Raw genomic sequence first — 17,399 nt, 5'->3', positions numbered from 1 at the left:
GAAAACACGACACAGCACGCGCCCCGGAACCCGTCATAAGTCCCTGCGTTCGCGGGAACGACGGCGTCGGCGCACGACGCCACCCAACCGAATCTTAACGAATGGTTGCTAAGCCCGAGGCCGCCGCAGCATGCGGGATTGCCCCCGGGGACCTTCGAATTGGCCGTGATGGATGCAGAACCCGCAACGACCGGACCGGCCGGGCTGATCGCGCGGCTGCGCGGCAAACTCGCAGGCGGATCGAGCGAAGCGTCGCTGACGCGGCGGCTTGCGGGCACGATCTTCATCATCCGCGTCATCAGCGCAGGCCTCGCTTATGTCTCGCAGGTCCTGCTGGCGCGCTGGATGGGGACGTCCGATTACGGCGTCTATGTCTATGTCTGGACCTGGGTGCTGCTGCTCGGCAGCATGATGGATTTCGGCATCTCCGCCTCCGCGCAGAAGATCATTCCGGAATACCGCGCCAGCGGCGAGCACGCGCTGCTGCGCGGCTTCCTGTCCGGTAGCCGCTGGCTGACATTTGCCGCCTCCACGCTGGTGTCGCTCGCGCTCGCCGGCGTCGTCAGGCTGCTTTCGCCGTGGATCGATCCGGCCGAGGAACTGCCGCTCTATATCGGTTGCATGACGCTGCCCGCCTTCGTGGTCGCCAACACCCAGGACGGGATCGCGCGCTCGCATGACTGGATGCAGCTCGGCCTGATGCCGCAATTCATCATCCGCCAGGGGCTGATCATCGGCATCACCGCCTGCGCCTTCCTGCTCGGCTATCACCTCGGCGCCGTCGCAGCGATGGCCGCGAGCGCAGCCGCGGTCTGGATCGCGATGACGGGACAGATGGTGGTGCTGAACCGCAAGCTCGCCGGCCATATCGAGCCGGGCCCCGCGGCCTACGATGTCGGCGGCTGGCTCGCCGTCTCGCTGCCGATCCTGCTGGTCGAGAGCTTCTACCTGCTGCTCTCCTACACCGACGTTCTGGTGCTCCAGCAATTCCGCCCCTCGGAGGAGGTCGGCGTCTACTTTGCCGTGGTGAAGACGCTCGCGCTGGTGTCCTTCATCCACTACGCGATGTCGGCCACGACCGCGCATCGCTTCGCCGAGTACAACGCGCTCGGCGACAAGGCGCGGCTGTCGGCCTATGTCGCGCATGCGATCAACTGGACGTTCTGGCCGTCGCTGGCGGCGACCGTCGTGCTGCTCGCGCTCGGCAAGCCGCTGCTGTGGCTGTTCGGACCGCAATTCGTGATTGGCTACGACATCATGTTCGTCGCCGCGATCGGGCTCGTGGTGCGCGCCGCGATCGGGCCGGTCGAGCGCCTGCTCAACATGCTGGGCCAGCAGAAGATCTGCGCTCTCGCCTATGCGCTGGCCTTCGCGATGAATGTCGTGCTCTGCATCGCGCTGGTGCCGCGCTTCGGCGGACACGGCGCCGCCGCGGCAACCTCGATCTCGCTCACCTTCGAGACTGTGCTGCTGTTCTGGATCGTGCGGCAGCGGCTGGGGCTGCACGTGCTGGCGTTTGGAAAATAAGCACTGCCGCCTGCCCGGCTTCGCCGCTCATCGGGAATGGCTTTTACAAAGCACCAGAGAATGAGTGACGAGACCTGACCGTGTCGGCCAGGCAGTACAATTTTTCCTATTCTCTTTGTGCAATTGCACGTCGGCGAAAGTTTATTCCACGTCGTATTGCTCCTTCGACGAGATGAACCTAACATTCGCCGACCATGATCGACCCGCTCTACGTTGCCTCCGGTTTCGGCGTCGGCCTGCTGGTCGGGATGACCGGCGTCGGCGGCGGCTCGCTGATGACGCCGCTGCTGATCCTGCTGTTCGGCATCCACCCGACGACCGCCGTCGGCACCGACCTGCTCTATGCCGCGGCCACCAAGACCGGCGGCAGCGTGGTGCATGGCTGGTCGCGCAGCGTGCACTGGCCGGCGGTGCTGCGGCTCGCCTGCGGCAGCATTCCGGCAAGTGCATTGACGCTTCTCGTGCTGTGGAAGCTCGACCTCAGGAGCGATGCCGAGCGCAACCTCGTCAACCTCGTGCTGTGCTTCGCGCTGATGCTGACGGCCATCTCGCTGATCTTCCGCAGGTCGATCATGGAGCGCTATCGCCGGCGCCTGGAGCAGATCGACGACCGCAGCACCGCGATCGCGACCGTCGTGACCGGCATCGTGCTCGGCGTGCTGGTGTCGATCTCGTCGGTCGGCGCCGGCGCGGTCGGCGTAACCGTGCTGCTGCTGCTCTACCCTCGCCTGCCGATGGCGACCATCGTCGGTTCCGACATCGCGCATGCAGTGCCGCTGACGCTGGTGGCCGGAACCGGGCACTGGATGCTCGGCTCGGTCGATTGGGGCCTGATGGGCGTTCTGCTGATGGGATCGCTGCCCGGCATCGTCATCGGCAGCTACAGCGCGACGCGCGTGCCCGAAACGGTGCTGCGCCTGGCGCTCGCCAGCGTCCTCGTCGTGGTCGCCGGCAGGATCATGTTCACGGAATTGAACCTGTCGTCCGCGATCGTCACGGCGCTGGCCTGGAGCCATTGAGCGGGAAGCGGCGCGTCACCCGTACCGCCGTCGTCCGGCTTGCCGGGCGACCCGGAACGGAGGGTGGGCGCAGCGGAGCGTGCCCACCCAAGTCTCCTCGATCGCACCATGATGGTGGGCACGGCGCCGACGCGCCGTTGCCCACCCTGCGGCATCGGGCCCTTACTCGGCGGTCCAGCCGCCGTCGATCGAGAGGTTGGTGCCGGTGATCTGCGCGGCATCGTCGCCGCACAGGAACAGCGCCAGCGCGGCGACCTGCTCGGAGGTGACGAACTCCTTGGTCGGCTGCGCGTCGAGCAGCACGTCGTTGATGACCTGCTCGCGCGTCAGGTTGCGCGCCTTCATCGTGTCGGGGATCTGCTTTTCAACCAGCGGCGTCCAGACATAGCCGGGGCTGATGCAGTTGCAGGTGATCTTGTGGGTCGCGACTTCGAGCGCGACGGTCTTGGTCAGGCCCGCGATGCCGTGCTTGGCCGAGACGTAGGCCGACTTGAACGGCGAGGCCACCAGCGAGTGCGCCGACGCCGTGTTGATGATGCGACCCCAGCCGCGCTTCTTCATGCCGGGCACCACGGCCCGGATGCCGTGGAAGGCGGAGGACAGGTTGATCGCGATGATCTGGTCCCACTTCTCGATCGGGAATTCCTCGATCGGGGACACGAACTGGATGCCGGCATTGTTGACGAGGACGTCGACCGAACCGAAAGTCTTCTCTCCGAGCGCGACCATCTCGGCGATCTCGGCGGGCTTGGTCATGTCTGCGGGCGAATAGATCGCCTTCACCTTGAAGTCGGACTCGATCTTGGCCCGCTCCTTCTCGATGTCCTCCGGCGAGCCGAAGCCGTTGATGACGACGTTGGCACCGGCGCCGGCGAAGGCGCGCGCATAAGCGAGCCCGATGCCGCTGGTCGATCCGGTCACGACGGCACTCTTGCCTGAGAGACTACCCATGTTATTCGCTCCTTTTTGGCGGGGGCTCGGTGACGTCCCCCGTGAGATCGTAAGTCACCATGGTCTCGCCGGACTGCGGCCGCTCGAGCCAATCCTTGTGGCGCATCGACAGATGCACGTCGCGCACGCCGGCTTCCCAATGCTCGACCATGGCGACATGCGAGAAATCGTAGTCCTTGGACGAGGATTCGTAGTTCTTGCTGCGGTAGATCAGATGCACCACGGTCACCGTGCTCTCGCGCGCGGCCTTGGACAGGTATTCGACCGAGGGATCGTTCTTGAGGTAGTCGGGCAATTTGCTGATGAGGTCGCGCACCGCCCTGCGGGCATTGTGCAACTGCCTGTTCTTGTCGGTGTTCATCCGCGTCCGGCTGGAGTAGCGGATGTCCTTCTCGCGCTCGGCGGCCTCCAGCAGCGACGTCGGCAGGTCGCCGCGCGCGCTGAACAGGTCGACCTGGAAGATCAGCATGTCGCGATCGAGTTCGGCATCGAGCACGTAGTCGAGCGGGGTGTTGGAGGCGATGCCGCCGTCCCAATAATGCTCGCCGTCGATCGCCACGGACGGAAAGCCCGGCGGCAGCGCGCCGGAGGCCATGATGTGCTCGGGGCCGATCTTCTTGCCGAGCTTCTTGAACTCGTAATTGTCGAAATACCTGAAATTGCCCGAAGTGACGCCGACCGCCCCGACCGACAGGCGCGTCTTCAGATCGTTGATCCGGTCGAAATCGACCAGCCGCTCCAGCGTCTTCTTCAGCGGCGCGGTGTCGTAATAGCTCTCGGCCTGCTTGCTGCCGGGAGGCCAGAGCGGCGCGGGCGGAATGCGCGGCGTGAAGAAGCCGGGCACGCCGAAGGTCGCGATCAGTGCGGCACTCGTGGAGTTGAAGAGTTCGCGACTGTGATCGCTCTTGCCGACCGGCTTCCACGGCACCGGCGCGGAAACCATCTCCCAGAATTCCTTCAGCCGCTTGACGCGGGTGAGGCCTTCGTTGCCGGCGATGATGGCGGCGTTGACCGCGCCGATCGAGATGCCGGCCACCCATTCCGGCTCGAAGCCGTAACCGCACAGCGCCTGATAGGCGCCGGCCTGATAGGAACCGAGCGCACCGCCGCCCTGCAAAACCAGGACACGTTGCGCCTTCGCGGGGACACTTGCGGCTTCCGGGCTGTGATCAGACATGCGGGAACAATAGCAATGGCGAGCCACCGTGGCGACACTTCGCCGCGGCGTCAATGCATCCCGGGATCAAGACTGGCTTATCGAGGGTCGGTCGAGGCCAGAATCATGGTCCAGAACACCTTGTACTTGGTGCCCGGAGCATAGCTCGCCGCTATGCCCAATTTTGTGACACCGCTCTTGAGCATGTTGGCCCGGTGCGGAGGCGAGTCGCGCCAGCCGGAAAACGCTTCCGCCAGAGTATGATAGCCGGCGGAGATGTTCTCGACCGCCACCGTGGCCGGATAGCCGCCGGCGCTGAGGCGCTTGGCGAGGGGCGCGCGGACGTCGTGATCCATCTTGTTGGCGGCCGCCATAGCGTTGGACTGGGATTCGGCGAGCCGCATCAGATCGGGATCGATGACGACGGTGCCGAGCCCGTTGTTCTGGCGATATTGCGAGATCATCACCGCGGCCGCCTGTGCATCGAGCTTGGAGCCCGGGACGGCCATGTCGGCATACATGGACGGCTGCTGGACGGGCGCCTCATTGCCCGCGCAGCCCGCCAACAGCAAAGTGATGAGTATCGCGGCCGCTGCGCGCATGAATCGGAGCCCCCAAAATGAGGGGCCGTTGTTGCATACCAACCGTGGCTGAAAGGTGAATTTCGAGGAAAATCGGCGAAAGTCGTTTCACGGCGATGCCAGGGATCGCTCCCGGAATCTCACTGAATCATCTCGCAAATCCGGGCTCGCGCCGATGTGCGCCCCGGAAATGAAGGCGCTTTATCCGGCAAAGATCCGGTAGCGGCGCGGCTCGAGGCCGATCGTGTCGCCGGTCCGAAGTTCCCTGTCGCGGGGGGCGTCAATCTCGATGGTTTCACCGCCGGACAGCGCGACCTCGGCCCGCTGCACGGGGCCGAAATTGCGAACGTGCTGAACCGCGCCTTCGAAGGCGCCGCTGCCGGGCGGACCGACCAGCATGTCGTGTCGCCGTACGAACAGTTTTGACGCGCCAGGCGCGAGCCCGTCCGCCGCGAGGCGAAGCGGCCGGTCGCCGAGCCTGACGACGCCGCCCTCGACCTGGACCGGCAGTTCGATGGATTCGCCGATGAAACCGTGGACGAATGCCGTCGCGGGCGTCTCATAGACGTCATCGGGCGAGCCGATCTGCTCGATCCTGCCCTTGTCCATCACCACGACGCGGTTGGCGACTTCCAGAGCCTCCTCCTGGTCATGGGTGACGAAGATCGAGGTGACGTTGATCTCGTGATGCAGCGAGCGCAGCCATTTGCGCAGCTCCTTTCGCACCTTCGCATCCAGCGCGCCGAACGGTTCGTCGAGCAGCAGGATGCGCGGTTCGATCGCCAGTGCACGGGCGAGCGCGATGCGCTGGCGCTGGCCGCCGGAGAGTTGGCTCGGATAGCGGTCGGCAAGCCAGTCGAGTTGCACGAGATCGAGCAGCTCCTTAACCCGCGCCCGGATCTTCGCCTCGTCCTTGCGGATGGCGCGCGGCTGCACGCGCAGGCCGAAGGCGACGTTCTCGAACACCGTCATGTGGCGGAACAGGGCGTAGTGCTGGAACACGAAACCGACATGGCGTTCGCGCGCGCCCTGCGCCAGCGCGTCCTCGCCGTTGAAGGAGACTTCGCCGGAATCGGGCCAGTCGAGCCCGGCGATGATCCGCAGCAGCGTGGTCTTGCCGGAGCCGGACGGTCCGAGCAGCGCCAGCAGTTCGCCATTGTCGACCCGGAGGTCGACGCCGTCGAGCGCTTTGAAGCTGCCGAACTTCTTGACGAGATTCCTGACTTCAATGGTCACGGGCGTCTTGTCCTTCGTCGAGGTGACGTTCGAGAATGGTCTTGGCGATCAGCGTAATCAGCGCCAGCATCGCCAGCAGCGAGGCGATCGCGAAGGCGGCGACGAACTGGTATTCGTTGTAGAGAATCTCGACCAGCAGCGGCATGGTGTTGGTCTCGCCGCGAATGTGGCCGGAGACGACCGACACCGCGCCGAACTCGCCCATCGCGCGCGCGTTGCAGAGCAGGACGCCGTAGAGCACGCCCCATTTGATGTTGGGCAGCGTGACGCGGAAGAAGGTCTGCAGGCCCGAGGCGCCGAGCGAGATCGCGGCCTCCTCCTCCTGCGTGCCCTGCTCCTGCATCAGGGGGATCAGCGCGCGTGCCACGAACGGGAAGGTCACGAAGGTGGTCGCGAGCGCGATGCCGGGCACCGCGAACAGGATCTGGATGTCGTGATCGCGCAGCCATCCGCCGAAATAGCCCTGCACGCCGAACAGCAGCACGAAGACGAGACCCGAGATCACCGGGCTCACCGAGAACGGCAGGTCGATCAGCGTGATCAGGAAGGTCTTGCCCTTGAACTCGAACTTCGCGATGGCCCAGGCCGCGACCAGGCCGAAGACGAGATTGAGGCCGACCGAGATCGCCGCCACCAGCAGCGTCAGCCGGATCGCGGCGAGCGCCTCCGGCTCGGACAGTGCCGCGAGGTAGGCCAAGACGCCCTTCGAGAAGGCTTCGGCGAACACCAGCACCAGCGGCAGCACGACGAAGACGGAGAGAAACAGCAGCGCCAGCGAGATGATGACGATCCGCACCGCTCGCGGCTCGGTACGCAGGGTGTCGCGAACGGCTGCGGCCTTGGCGCGCGCCCGCGCCTCGGACGGCGTCAGCGGGACGGAATCTGCAATCTGCATCGTCATCGCGTCGGCCTCATCGCGCCGGAATCCGGCTCTGCGCCCAGCGCTGGAGCCGGTTGACCGCGAAGATGATCACGAACGACACGACGAGCATGACGACCGCAATCGCGGTCGCATCGGCGTAGCGGAATTCGGACAGCCGGATCACGATGAGGAGCGGCGCGATCTCCGAGACATTCGGCAGATTGCCGGCGATGAAGATCACCGAACCGTATTCGCCGACCGCGCGCGCGAAGGCGAGCGCCAGTCCCGTCAGCAGCGCCGGGGCGAGCGACGGCAGGATCACGCGAACGATCGTCTGCCAGCGGCTGGCACCGAGGCTGCCGGCCGCCTCCTCGATCTCGGGATCGAGATCCTGGAGCACCGGCTGCACGGTGCGCACCACGAAGGGGATGCCGATGAAGATCATGGCGACGAAGATGCCGAGCGGCGTGAACGCCACCTTGATGCCGAGCGCGGCGAGCGGCGCGCCGAGCCAGCCCTTCTCGGCGAACAGCGAGGTCAGCGCGACGCCGGCGACCGCGGTCGGCAGCGCGAAGGGAACGTCGACGATGGCATCGAACAGTCGCCGTCCGGGAAAGCGGTAGCGCACCAACGCCCAGACGATGATGCTGCCCATCACCAGGTTGACGCAGGCCGCCGCAAAAGCGAGCCCGAAAGACACGCGCAGCGCGTTGAGGGTGCGGCGGCTCGAGACGATGGCCCAGAACTGCTCGGGACTGAGCTCGAGCGATTTCAGGAAAAGCCCGGCGAGCGGAATCAGGATGATGACGGACAGCCAGGACAGCGTCAGTCCCATCGTGAGACCGAAGCCCGGCAACGTCCGGCGTCGTGCTGCGATTGCGCTCACCGAGCCCCCTGTGACAGCCTCTTTACGTCAGCGCCCGATCAGTTCTTGTAGATCTGATCGAAGACACCGCCGTCAGCGAAATGTTCCTTCTGCGCCTTGGTCCAGCCGCCGAACACGTCGTCGATCGTGAACAGCTGGACCTTTGCGAAGGAGTTTTCATACTTCTTGGCGATCTCGGCATCGCGCGGACGGTAGAAGTTGCGCGCCGCGATCTCCTGACCTTCCTTGGTGTACCAATATTGCAGATAGGCATCGGCGACGTTGCGGGTGCCCTTCTTGTCGGCCACCTTGTCGACGATCGCGACCGGCGGCTCGGCCAGGATCGATTGCTGCGGCGCCACGATCTCGAATTTCTCCGGACCGAACTCCTTGAGCGCCAGATACGCCTCGTTCTCCCAGGCCAGCAGCACGTCGCCGACGCCGCGCTCCACGAAGGTCACGGTGGCGCCGCGCGCGCCGGTGTCGAGCACGGGGACCTGCTGGTAGAGCTTGCCGACGAACTCCTTGGCCTTGTCGGCCGAGCCGTATTTCTTCTGCGCGAAGCCCCAGGCCGCGAGATAGTTCCAGCGCGCGCCGCCCGAGGTCTTCGGGTTCGGCGTGATCACGGCGACGCCGGGCTTGATCAGATCGTCCCAGTCCTTGATGCCCTTCGGATTGCCCTTGCGGACCAGGAACACGATGGTCGAGGTGTAGGGCGATGAATTCTGCGGCAACCGCTTCTGCCAGTCGGCGGCGGTGAGCCCCTTGGCGGCGATGGCGTCGATGTCGTAGGCGAGCGCGAGCGTCACCACGTCGGCCTGCAATCCGTCGATCACGCTGCGGGCCTGCGCGCCGCTGCCGCCGTGCGACTGCTTGATCTCGACGCTCTTGCCGGTTTCCTTCTGATAGGCGTTCGCGAACGCCTTGTTGAAGTCGACATAGAGCTCACGCGTCGGATCGTACGACACGTTCAGCAAATTGATGTCAGCGGCGAGAGCCGAGCTTGCCCAGAGCAATACTGCAGCAAGCGGAACGATACGGCGCAACATGTCCATCTCCATTCACTTCGACGACGTCAATATCGGCGAAGGCATGCAGGCGAAACTCGTGGCGAAACACCCTCAAGTCAACGGAACCGGATTTTCTTGTTCGTAGCCGGACAGCTCGATCGTGCTACGAAATCTTCATCGTGTGGATGCCGCATTCTGTCTTGGCCCGGCCACGCCAGCGACCGGCGCGCGCATCCTCGCCTTCGGCCGTCCTGCTCGTGCAAGGCATACACCCGACCGACAGGAAACCGGACTCCGCCAGGGGATGACGCGGCAATTTAGCGCGGACGAAAATCGCCTCGAGTTCCTCGCGCGAGACATTGGCGAGCGGATTGAACTTCAATCGCACACCGTCGCTCTCGACGACGGGTATGTCCGCACGCGCATTGCCCTGGAACCGCTTGCGGCCGTTGATCCAGGCCGAGAAGGGCTTCAGTGCGCGCGCCAGCGGCTCCACCTTGCGGCTACGGCAGCAGGCGTCCGGATCGGAGAACCAGAGATCGCGGTCGGGATCATCGCGCGACAGCGTCTCTTCCGCCGGCTTGATCGAACGGACGTCCGTCAGCCCGAGCGTCGCGATCAGCGTGTCGCGATAGGCAAGCGTCTCCTCGAACAGCCAGCCAGTGTCGAGGAAGATCACCGGAATCGCCGGATCGACATCCGCAGCGACTTTCAGCAGCGTCGCCGATTCCGTCCCGAATGACGACACCAGAGCAAGACTGTCGCGCCCGATCGTCCTCAGCGCCACCGCGATGATCTCCGCGGGCGAGGCATCGCGCAACGCGCGATCGAGCTCTTCCGCGGAGGGCAGCGCAAAGGCCGGCGTCGACGATTCCTGAGGCGCAAGCGCGTTCACGTGCCGACGCCCTCCGAATGGCGCAACTGCATGCGCCGGTGCAGCGCCGTGATGCGACCGTCACCGGTCGGCTGGTAGAACACCGAATAGCGCTTCGCGGTCTGCATGAAGGCTTCGGCGTCGGCCTGCTTCTTCACCTCGAAGGAGTCGAATCCCGCGCGCAGCATGAACACGAACTGGTCGCGCAGGATCTGGCCGGTCGCGCGCAACTCGCCGCGGTAATTGTAGCGCTCGCGCAGCAGCCGCGCCTGGCTGTAGGCGCGGCCGTCGCGGAAGCTCGGGAACACCAGCGCGACGGCGGCGAGCTTGCCGAGATACGGCGTCAGCTCGTCAATGTCGCGATTGTTCGGCCAGATCACGCCGACCTTGCCTGCGCGCGCGAGCAGAGCCTGGGGATCGCTCAGGAAGCGCTCCGCGGGCACCAAGATATCGCCGCCGTCCGGCAGCGGCGTGTCGACGGCGAGCTTGACGAAGTGGTCTTCGGCGATCTTTCCGCCATTAACGAGTGGCATAGACCCGCTCCTTGAAAGGTTCGACACCGAGGCGCTTCACCGCGTCGATGAACAGCTCCTCAGGCCGCTCGCGCAGCGCGAGATAGGCCTCCACGATGTCCTCGACGACGTCGGCCACCTCGTCGAACTTGACGCCGGGACCAATCAGGTTGCCGAGCGCGGCGCTCTCGTCGGCGCGGCCGCCGATGGTGATCTGGTAGACCTCCTCGCCGTTCTTCTCGACGCCGAGAATGCCGATATGGCCGACATGGTGATGGCCGCAGGCGTTGATGCAGCCCGAGATGTTGATGTGCAGCCGGCCGATCAGGTTGGCGAGCTCATGGTTGGCGAAACGCCGCGTCAGCTCCTGCGCGATCGGGATCGAGCGCGCGTTCGCCAGCGAGCAGTAATCGAGACCCGGGCACGCGATGATGTCGGTGATCAGATTGACGTTCGGCGTGGCGAGGCCAAGCTTGTCGAGCGCCTTCCACAGCGCGGGCAGGTCGCGCTTGGCGACGTGCGGCAGCGCCAGGTTCTGCTCGTGGCCGACGCGGATCTCCCCGAAGGAATATCTGTCGGCGAGATCGGCGAGCGCGTCCATCTGCTCGGCCGTGGCGTCGCCGGGAGGCGCGCCGATCGGCTTCAGCGAGATCGTGACGATGGAGTAGCCCTGCACCTTGTGCGGGGCGACGGAGTTCTTACGCCAGGCCTCGAAATCCGCATCGGCCGCGGCCTGCCGCAGCTCGTCGGGCATGTGCGGCAACTTCTCGTAGGCCGGATAGGTGAAGCGCGAGCGGATGTCTTCGATCACCTCGTCGTCTATCTGAAGCGAGGAGTCGCGGATATGCTGCCACTCGTCCTCGACCTCGCGCGAGAATTTCTCGATGCCGAGCTCGTGCACGAGGATCTTGATGCGCGCCTTGTAGATGTTGTCGCGGCGGCCGTACTGGTTGTAGACGCGCAGGATCGCCTCGATATAGCTGAGGATATCGCGGCCGTGGACGAAGTGCTTGATGGTCTTGCCGATGAACGGCGTGCGGCCGAGCCCGCCACCAACCAGCACCTCGAAGCCGGTCTCGCCCTTCTCGTTCTTGATCAGCTTCAGGCCGATGTCGTGGACCTTGATCGCGGCGCGGTCATGGTCCGACGCGGTGATCGCGATCTTGAACTTGCGCGGCAGGAACGAGAATTCCGGATGCAGCGTGGTGTGCTGACGGATCAGCTCCGACCAGATGCGGGGGTCCTCGATCTCGCCCGGCGCGACGCCGGCCCACTGGTCGGACGTGACGTTGCGCATGTTGTTGCCGGAGGTCTGCATCGCATGGATGCCGACCTCGGCGAGATCGGCCAGGGCGTCCGGCAGGTCCGACAGCTTGATCCAGTTGAACTGGATGTTCTGGCGCGTCGTGAAATGGCCGTAGCCGCGATCATATTTGCGCGCGACATGGGCCAGCTGCCGCAACTGGTTCGACGCCAGCGTGCCGTAGGGAATCGCCACGCGGAACATATATGCGTGCAGCTGCAGATAGACGCCGTTCTGCAGGCGAAGGATCTTGAACTCGTCCTCGGTGAGTTCGCCGGACAGGCGCCGCTGCACCTGGTCGCGGAATTCCGAGACGCGCTCATTGACCAGCGTGCGGTCGATTTCGTCGTAAGCGTACATGAGAAATGCCTTACAGCTCTGCCGATAGTCAGACCGGCAAGCCGATCGTCACGCCGTCGCGGCGGATCTGCTCTCGCAGATTGCCCGGCAGGATCTTGCCGGCCTCGTCGACCTGCACCGGCGCGATATAGGGACCGATTGCGCCGACGTCATCGGCAACGGCCTCGGCCAGCAACGCCTTCGCCTCGTCCGAGTTGCGCACGATGGCCGCGTCGGCCAGTTCCGCCGACCAGCCCTTGGCGGCGGTGCGGTAGACGACGATGCCGTCCCAGGTGCGGTTGGCGGTCACGACGGAGGGCCCGGCGATCTTGATTTTCTGCTGCAGGGGAGAGGTCATTCGGCTGCTTCCAGGAGGTCAGAGATGATTTGGTTGGGCGTTTGGCGGCGAAGCGAGCCGGCATGCCGGATCACGTCGCCGATGATGAGAATGGCGGGACCGCCGCTGGTCCGCCTCACGAGTTCGGGCAGGTCGCGCAGCGTGCCGATCGCGGCCTGTGCATCGGGGCGCGTGACGCGCGCGAACACGCCGACCGGCGTTTCCGGCGAGCGGCCCGCGGCGAGCAGGCCGGCGCGCACGGCGGGTGCCGCGGTCATGCCCATGTAGACGACGACGGTCATCCTGGTGTCGGTCAGCGTCGACCAGTCCGCCGTCTCGGCGTCGCGCGCCCGATGCGCGGTGAGAAAAGTAATGCGGGTTGCTTCGTGGCGATAGGTGAGCGGCACCTCGAAATCGGCTGCGCCACCGAGCCCGGCGGTGATGCCGGGAATGACTGAATAGGCGATACCCGCCGCGCGCAGCGCCTCGACCTCTTCGCCGCCGCGGCCGAACACGAAGGGATCGCCGCCCTTCAGCCGCACCACGCGCTGGCCGGAGCGCGCCGCCTCGATCATGCGCCTGTTGATGGCGTCCTGGCCGATGCCGGGCTTGCCGACGCGGCGGCCGACCGGGACGCGCGCCGTGTCGCGGCGGATGCGGTCGAGAATTTCGGGCGAGACCAGTTCGTCGTGAAAGACGATGTCGGCGTCCTGCAGCGCGCGCAGGGCCTTGATGGTGAGAAGGTCCGGATCGCCGGGGCCGGCACCGACCAGCGCGACGGAGCCTTCCGGCTTGTCGGCGCGCGCGAACGCGGAGGGATCGGAAATCTGCGTCAGCGCGGCTTCCGCCTCGCTCCTGCGGCCGGCGAGCACGGAGGCGCCGATCGGGCCATCGATCACGCGCTCCCAGAAGCGGCGGCGCAACGGAAATTCGGCGATGCGCTCGTTGATCGACTTGCGGACGCCGCCGATGAACTCGGCGAGTTCGCCGATGCGGGCAGGCAGCAATGCCTCGATCTTCTCGCGCACGCGCCGCGCGACCACCGGCGATGTGCCGCCGGTGCCGACCGCGACCACGACATCGCCGCGATCGACGATGGCCGGGAAGATGAAGCTGGAATGTTCGAGATCGTCCATGACGTTCACGGGCAGGCCCAGCGCCTTCGCCCGCGCCGACATCGCGACGCCGACATCGCCGGCACCCGCACAGACGATGGCGATGACGCCGGCGAGATCGGATACGAGCGGATCGCCATCCGAAAACGCGACACGGCCCGCAGCGTCGGCAGCAAGTCCGCCGGCGTCGCGATTGCCGTCGAGCGCATGCACGCGAACACGCGCACCGGCGGCGGCGAGCACGCGCAACTTGGCGCGCAGAAGCTCACCCGCGCCGATGAGGACCACCGGACCGGCCTTGAGATCGAGGAACACCGGCAAGAACCGCATGCGATACTCGCTTCCCCCACATACGGGGTTGACTGGAATTATTTTCTATATATGTCTCGTTTCGAGCGCGCAAAGAGAAAATTTTTTCTTCTCTCCCGCGACGCAACTATAGAATTTTCGCCTCCAAACGCAAAGTGGCAGAGATGCATCTTCTCAGGACAGATTCCGGCGCAGATGGGCTGGGCTTCACAGCTCCCCTTTCTCAGCAAATTCCGGTCGAACTGACCGCTCCCGGCATGGACCATCTCGACCAGCTCGAGGCGCAAAGCATCTACATTTTCCGCGAGGCTTTCGCCCGCCTGAAGAAGATCGCGCTGCTGTGGTCGCTCGGCAAAGACTCCAACGTCATGATCTGGCTGGCACGCAAGGCGTTCTTCGGCCGCATGCCGTTCCCGGCGCTCCACGTCGACACCGGCAAGAAGTTTCCGGAGATGTATCGCTTCCGCGATCACTACGGAAAGGAATGGGACCTCGATCTTCGCGTCGAGCCCTGCCCGCCCATCGATGCCGTAGACCCAACGCTGCCGCCGGCCGCCCGTTCCGCCGCGCGCAAGACCGAAGGGCTCAAGATGGCGCTCGCGAAATACGGCTTCGACGGCCTGATCGCCGGTATCCGCCGCGACGAGGAAGCGACCCGCGCCAAGGAACGCGTGTTCTCGCCGCGGGGCCTCGAAGGCAATTGGGACGTGCGCGACCAGCCGCCGGAGTTCTGGGACCATTTCAACGCCTCGCCGCCGCAAGGCGCGCATCTGCGCATCCACCCGATCCTGCATTGGACCGAGGCCGACATCTGGGCCTACACCAAGCGCGAGAACATCCCGATCATTCCGCTCTATCTCGCCAAGGACGGCAAGCGCTATCGCTCGCTGGGCGACCAGGACATCACCAATCCGGTCGCCTCGACGGCGTCGAACATCGACGAGATCCTGATCGAGCTCGAACAGACCAAGGTGCCGGAGCGCGCGGGCCGCGCGCTCGACCATGAGACCGAAGACGCCTTCGAGCGCCTGCGCGTCGCCGGCTATCTCTGACCTCAGGACGCAACGCGGCTATGAACATGATCGTCACCCCGGCTTCGCCCGCCACCGCCACCACGTCGATGCCGAACGGTACGACGCGCCCGCAGGTCCGCATCGTCATCGTCGGCCATGTCGACCACGGCAAGTCGACGCTGGTCGGCCGCCTGCTGCACGAGACCGGCAGCCTGCCCGAGGGCAAGCTCGACATGCTCAAGGCCGTCAGCGCGCGGCGCGGCATGCCGTTCGAATGGTCGTTCCTGCTCGACGCGCTGCAGACCGAGCGCGACCAGGGCATCACCATCGACACCACGCAGATCCGCTTCCGCACCAATTCGCGCGACATCGTGCTGATCGACGCGCCCGGCCACGCCGAATTCCTCCGCAACATGATCACCGGCGCCTCGCAGGCCGACGGTGCGGTGCTGATCATCGATGCGCTCGAAGGCGTACGCGACCAGACCCGGCGGCACGGCTACCTCCTGCACCTGCTCGGCGTGAAGCAGGTCGCGATCGTGGTCAACAAGATGGACCGCGTCGACTTCTCCGCCGACCGCTTCAAGGCGATCAGCGACGAAATCTCCGCCCATCTCAATGGCCTCGGCGTCACACCCACCGCCGTCATCCCGATTTCCGCGCGCGACGGCGACGGCGTCGCCGAGCGCACCGGCCGGATCGGCTGGTACCAGGGCCCGACCGTGGTCGAGGCACTCGACCGGCTCGAGCCGGCGCGGCCGCTGGAAGCGCTGGCGCTGCGGCTGCCGGTGCAGGCGATCTACAAGTTCGACGACCGCCGCATCGTCGCGGGCCGCATCGAATCCGGCAGCCTCATCGCCGGCGACGAGATCGTGATCATGCCGGCCGGCAAGATCGCCAAAATCAAGACGGTCGAGAGCTGGCCGGTGACGCCCGTCGCGGGCCGGCAGGGCGCGGGCCGCTCGGTCGGCATCACCCTCGACCGCGAATTGTTCATCGAGCGCGGCGACATCGTCGCGCATGCGAGCGCCGCTCCGCGCGAGACCCGCCGCCTGCGCGCGCGTATCTTCTGGCTGCACGACAAGCCGCTCGCCAAGGGCGACCAGCTGCTGGTGCGCTGCGGACCAAAAGAAAGTCGCGCCACGGTGGTCGCGATCGAGAAGGCGGTCGATCCCGGCGAACTGTCCAGCATCGAGAACAAGGCGATCGGCCGCAACCATGTGGGCGAGATCGACATTTCGCTCTCGAGCCCCATCGCCACGGATCCCTACACCGAGAACCCGCGTACCGGGCGCCTCGTGATCGAAGTGTCCGGGCGCATCGCCGGCGGCGGTCTCGTGCTGTCGGTGGATGCCGGTCAGCGCGCCGTACCGGTCGACATCGTGCCGGTGGAATCCGCACTGCGGCCCGATGAGCGCTCCGCGCGCTACCGTCACAACGGCGCGGTGGTTTGGCTCACGGGCCTGCCCGCCTCCGGCAAGTCGACGCTGGCCAAGGCGCTCGAGCGCCGGCTGTTCACCAATGGCGGGTCGCCGATCCTGCTCGACGGCGACACGCTGCGCGCGGGCCTGAACAACGATCTCGGCTTCACCACCGCCGACCGCAGCGAGAACATCCGCCGCCTCGCGGAGGTCGCGACGCATCTCGCCCGCAACGGCCACATCGCGATCGTCGCCGCGGTCTCTCCCGCGCGCGAGGACCGCGCCGCGGCGCGCCGGATCGCGGACACCGCATTCCGCGAGATCCACGTCGCGACGCCCGCGCAAATCTGCGAGGAGCGCGATCCCAAGGGCCACTACAAGAAGGCCCGCGCCGGCGCGCTCGCCTCGTTCACCGGCATCGGCAACGACTACGAGGCGCCGCAGGCCGCCGAGCTCGTGATCGACACATCGGCACGGACGGTCGCGGACGCCGCGGACGAGATCGAGCAGATGCTGAAGACGACCGGCGTGCTGTTCGACGAAGTCGTGGACCTCGCCGCGAACATCTGAGGCGGGCTTTCGCTGAGGGCCCCCGCTCACGCCTGACACGCGGCGCCTTCCCCCTTGTGGGGGCAGTTGGGGAGAGGCGCCCACGCGGGGTCTCTCTCCGGAATCAATCACTCGGCTTCCCGAACTTTCACATATCTTTGCCTGGGCTACCCCTCTCCGCCGCACTCCCCCGCGTGGGCGAGGGAGTTCAGTTGCGTGCGTGGCACCAAGTCGGCTCGACCGTTTGTAAAACAGGCCAAGCTCACACCTCTTCTTGACATTTTGACAAACCCCGGGGGGTCTTCTCACCGCCCCGATTTTGGGGCTAATAGGTCCCGAAAGCTGCCCCGGGTGGGCGCATTTTGCTGCTGACGGGTCAAAAGCAGCCAAAAACAGCCATTTCCAACAAGAAAGCCCATC

At 65.6% G+C, this 17,399-nt stretch carries 16 protein-coding genes; 4 read left to right on the top strand and 12 right to left on the bottom strand.

What is annotated here, in order from left to right:
• The first annotated feature begins 159 nt into the window (after positions 1 to 159).
• The gene (locus tag QM712_RS21400; RefSeq protein ID WP_415025126.1) at positions 160 to 1,527 is read left to right on the top strand and encodes an oligosaccharide flippase family protein; all 1,368 of its coding nucleotides are present in this window, start codon (positions 160 to 162) and stop codon (positions 1,525 to 1,527) included.
• Positions 1,528 to 1,721: 194 nt separating this feature from the next.
• Positions 1,722 to 2,546 (top strand): sulfite exporter TauE/SafE family protein, encoded by an 825-nt coding sequence (locus QM712_RS21395; protein WP_415025125.1) that lies wholly within the window; start codon positions 1,722 to 1,724, stop codon positions 2,544 to 2,546.
• Positions 2,547 to 2,708: 162 nt separating this feature from the next.
• Here the strand turns inward: QM712_RS21395 and QM712_RS21390 are convergent, their stop codons facing one another.
• From QM712_RS21390 to cysG, 12 genes are all read right to left on the bottom strand, one after another.
• Positions 2,709 to 3,497, bottom strand: a complete 789-nt coding sequence (locus QM712_RS21390; protein WP_415025124.1) for a 3-hydroxybutyrate dehydrogenase — start codon at positions 3,495 to 3,497, stop codon at positions 2,709 to 2,711.
• A 1-nt stretch (position 3,498) separates the two neighbouring features.
• Positions 3,499 to 4,674, bottom strand: coding sequence for a DUF3734 domain-containing protein (locus QM712_RS21385; protein WP_415025123.1), 1,176 nt, complete (start codon positions 4,672 to 4,674; stop codon positions 3,499 to 3,501).
• A 77-nt stretch (positions 4,675 to 4,751) separates the two neighbouring features.
• Positions 4,752 to 5,255, bottom strand: coding sequence for a CAP domain-containing protein (locus QM712_RS21380; RefSeq protein WP_415025122.1), 504 nt, complete (start codon positions 5,253 to 5,255; stop codon positions 4,752 to 4,754).
• Between the two features lie 180 nt (positions 5,256 to 5,435).
• Positions 5,436 to 6,470, bottom strand: a complete 1,035-nt coding sequence (locus QM712_RS21375; protein WP_415025121.1) for a sulfate/molybdate ABC transporter ATP-binding protein — start codon at positions 6,468 to 6,470, stop codon at positions 5,436 to 5,438.
• A complete protein-coding gene (gene cysW / locus QM712_RS21370; RefSeq protein WP_415025120.1) occupies positions 6,460 to 7,371 on the bottom strand; it encodes a sulfate ABC transporter permease subunit CysW in 912 nt (303 codons plus the stop codon). The genes QM712_RS21375 and cysW overlap by 11 nt, the downstream gene beginning before the upstream one ends.
• A gap of 10 nt (positions 7,372 to 7,381) precedes the next feature.
• Positions 7,382 to 8,167 carry a sulfate ABC transporter permease subunit CysT gene (gene cysT / locus QM712_RS21365; RefSeq protein ID WP_415025161.1) on the bottom strand — a complete coding sequence of 262 codons (786 nt, stop codon included), beginning with the start codon at positions 8,165 to 8,167 and terminating at the stop codon, positions 7,382 to 7,384.
• An 89-nt stretch (positions 8,168 to 8,256) separates the two neighbouring features.
• A complete protein-coding gene (locus tag QM712_RS21360) occupies positions 8,257 to 9,258 on the bottom strand; it encodes a sulfate ABC transporter substrate-binding protein (protein ID WP_415025119.1) in 1,002 nt (333 codons plus the stop codon).
• A gap of 112 nt (positions 9,259 to 9,370) precedes the next feature.
• A complete protein-coding gene (locus tag QM712_RS21355) occupies positions 9,371 to 10,102 on the bottom strand; it encodes a phosphoadenylyl-sulfate reductase (protein ID WP_415025118.1) in 732 nt (243 codons plus the stop codon).
• Positions 10,099 to 10,614, bottom strand: coding sequence for a DUF934 domain-containing protein (locus QM712_RS21350; protein WP_415025117.1), 516 nt, complete (start codon positions 10,612 to 10,614; stop codon positions 10,099 to 10,101). Before QM712_RS21350 ends, QM712_RS21355 begins: the two co-directional genes overlap by 4 nt.
• Complete coding sequence (locus QM712_RS21345) at positions 10,601 to 12,256, bottom strand: nitrite/sulfite reductase (RefSeq protein WP_415025116.1); 1,656 nt, start codon at positions 12,254 to 12,256, stop codon at positions 10,601 to 10,603. The genes QM712_RS21350 and QM712_RS21345 overlap by 14 nt, the downstream gene beginning before the upstream one ends.
• A 28-nt stretch (positions 12,257 to 12,284) precedes the next feature.
• Positions 12,285 to 12,593: a DUF2849 domain-containing protein gene (locus tag QM712_RS21340; RefSeq protein ID WP_415025115.1), complete on the bottom strand. Its 309-nt coding sequence runs from the start codon at positions 12,591 to 12,593 to the stop codon at positions 12,285 to 12,287.
• Positions 12,590 to 14,017: a siroheme synthase CysG gene (gene cysG / locus QM712_RS21335; RefSeq protein ID WP_415025114.1), complete on the bottom strand. Its 1,428-nt coding sequence runs from the start codon at positions 14,015 to 14,017 to the stop codon at positions 12,590 to 12,592. Before cysG ends, QM712_RS21340 begins: the two co-directional genes overlap by 4 nt.
• Positions 14,018 to 14,253: 236 nt before the next feature.
• Here cysG and cysD point away from each other — a divergent pair, with 236 nt between their 5' ends.
• Positions 14,254 to 15,048: a sulfate adenylyltransferase subunit CysD gene (cysD, locus tag QM712_RS21330; RefSeq protein WP_415025113.1), complete on the top strand. Its 795-nt coding sequence runs from the start codon at positions 14,254 to 14,256 to the stop codon at positions 15,046 to 15,048.
• 20 nt (positions 15,049 to 15,068) lie between these two features.
• Positions 15,069 to 17,000 carry an adenylyl-sulfate kinase gene (gene cysC, locus QM712_RS21325; protein WP_415025112.1) on the top strand — a complete coding sequence of 644 codons (1,932 nt, stop codon included), beginning with the start codon at positions 15,069 to 15,071 and terminating at the stop codon, positions 16,998 to 17,000.
• Positions 17,001 to 17,399: the final 399 nt, after the last annotated feature.

The sequence above is a fragment of the Bradyrhizobium sp. genome (assembly GCF_047605465.1).
Lineage (GTDB): Bacteria > Pseudomonadota > Alphaproteobacteria > Rhizobiales > Xanthobacteraceae > Bradyrhizobium.
Note: the sequence above shows the minus strand (reverse complement) of the source record. Positions and strands in the feature narration are given on the sequence as shown.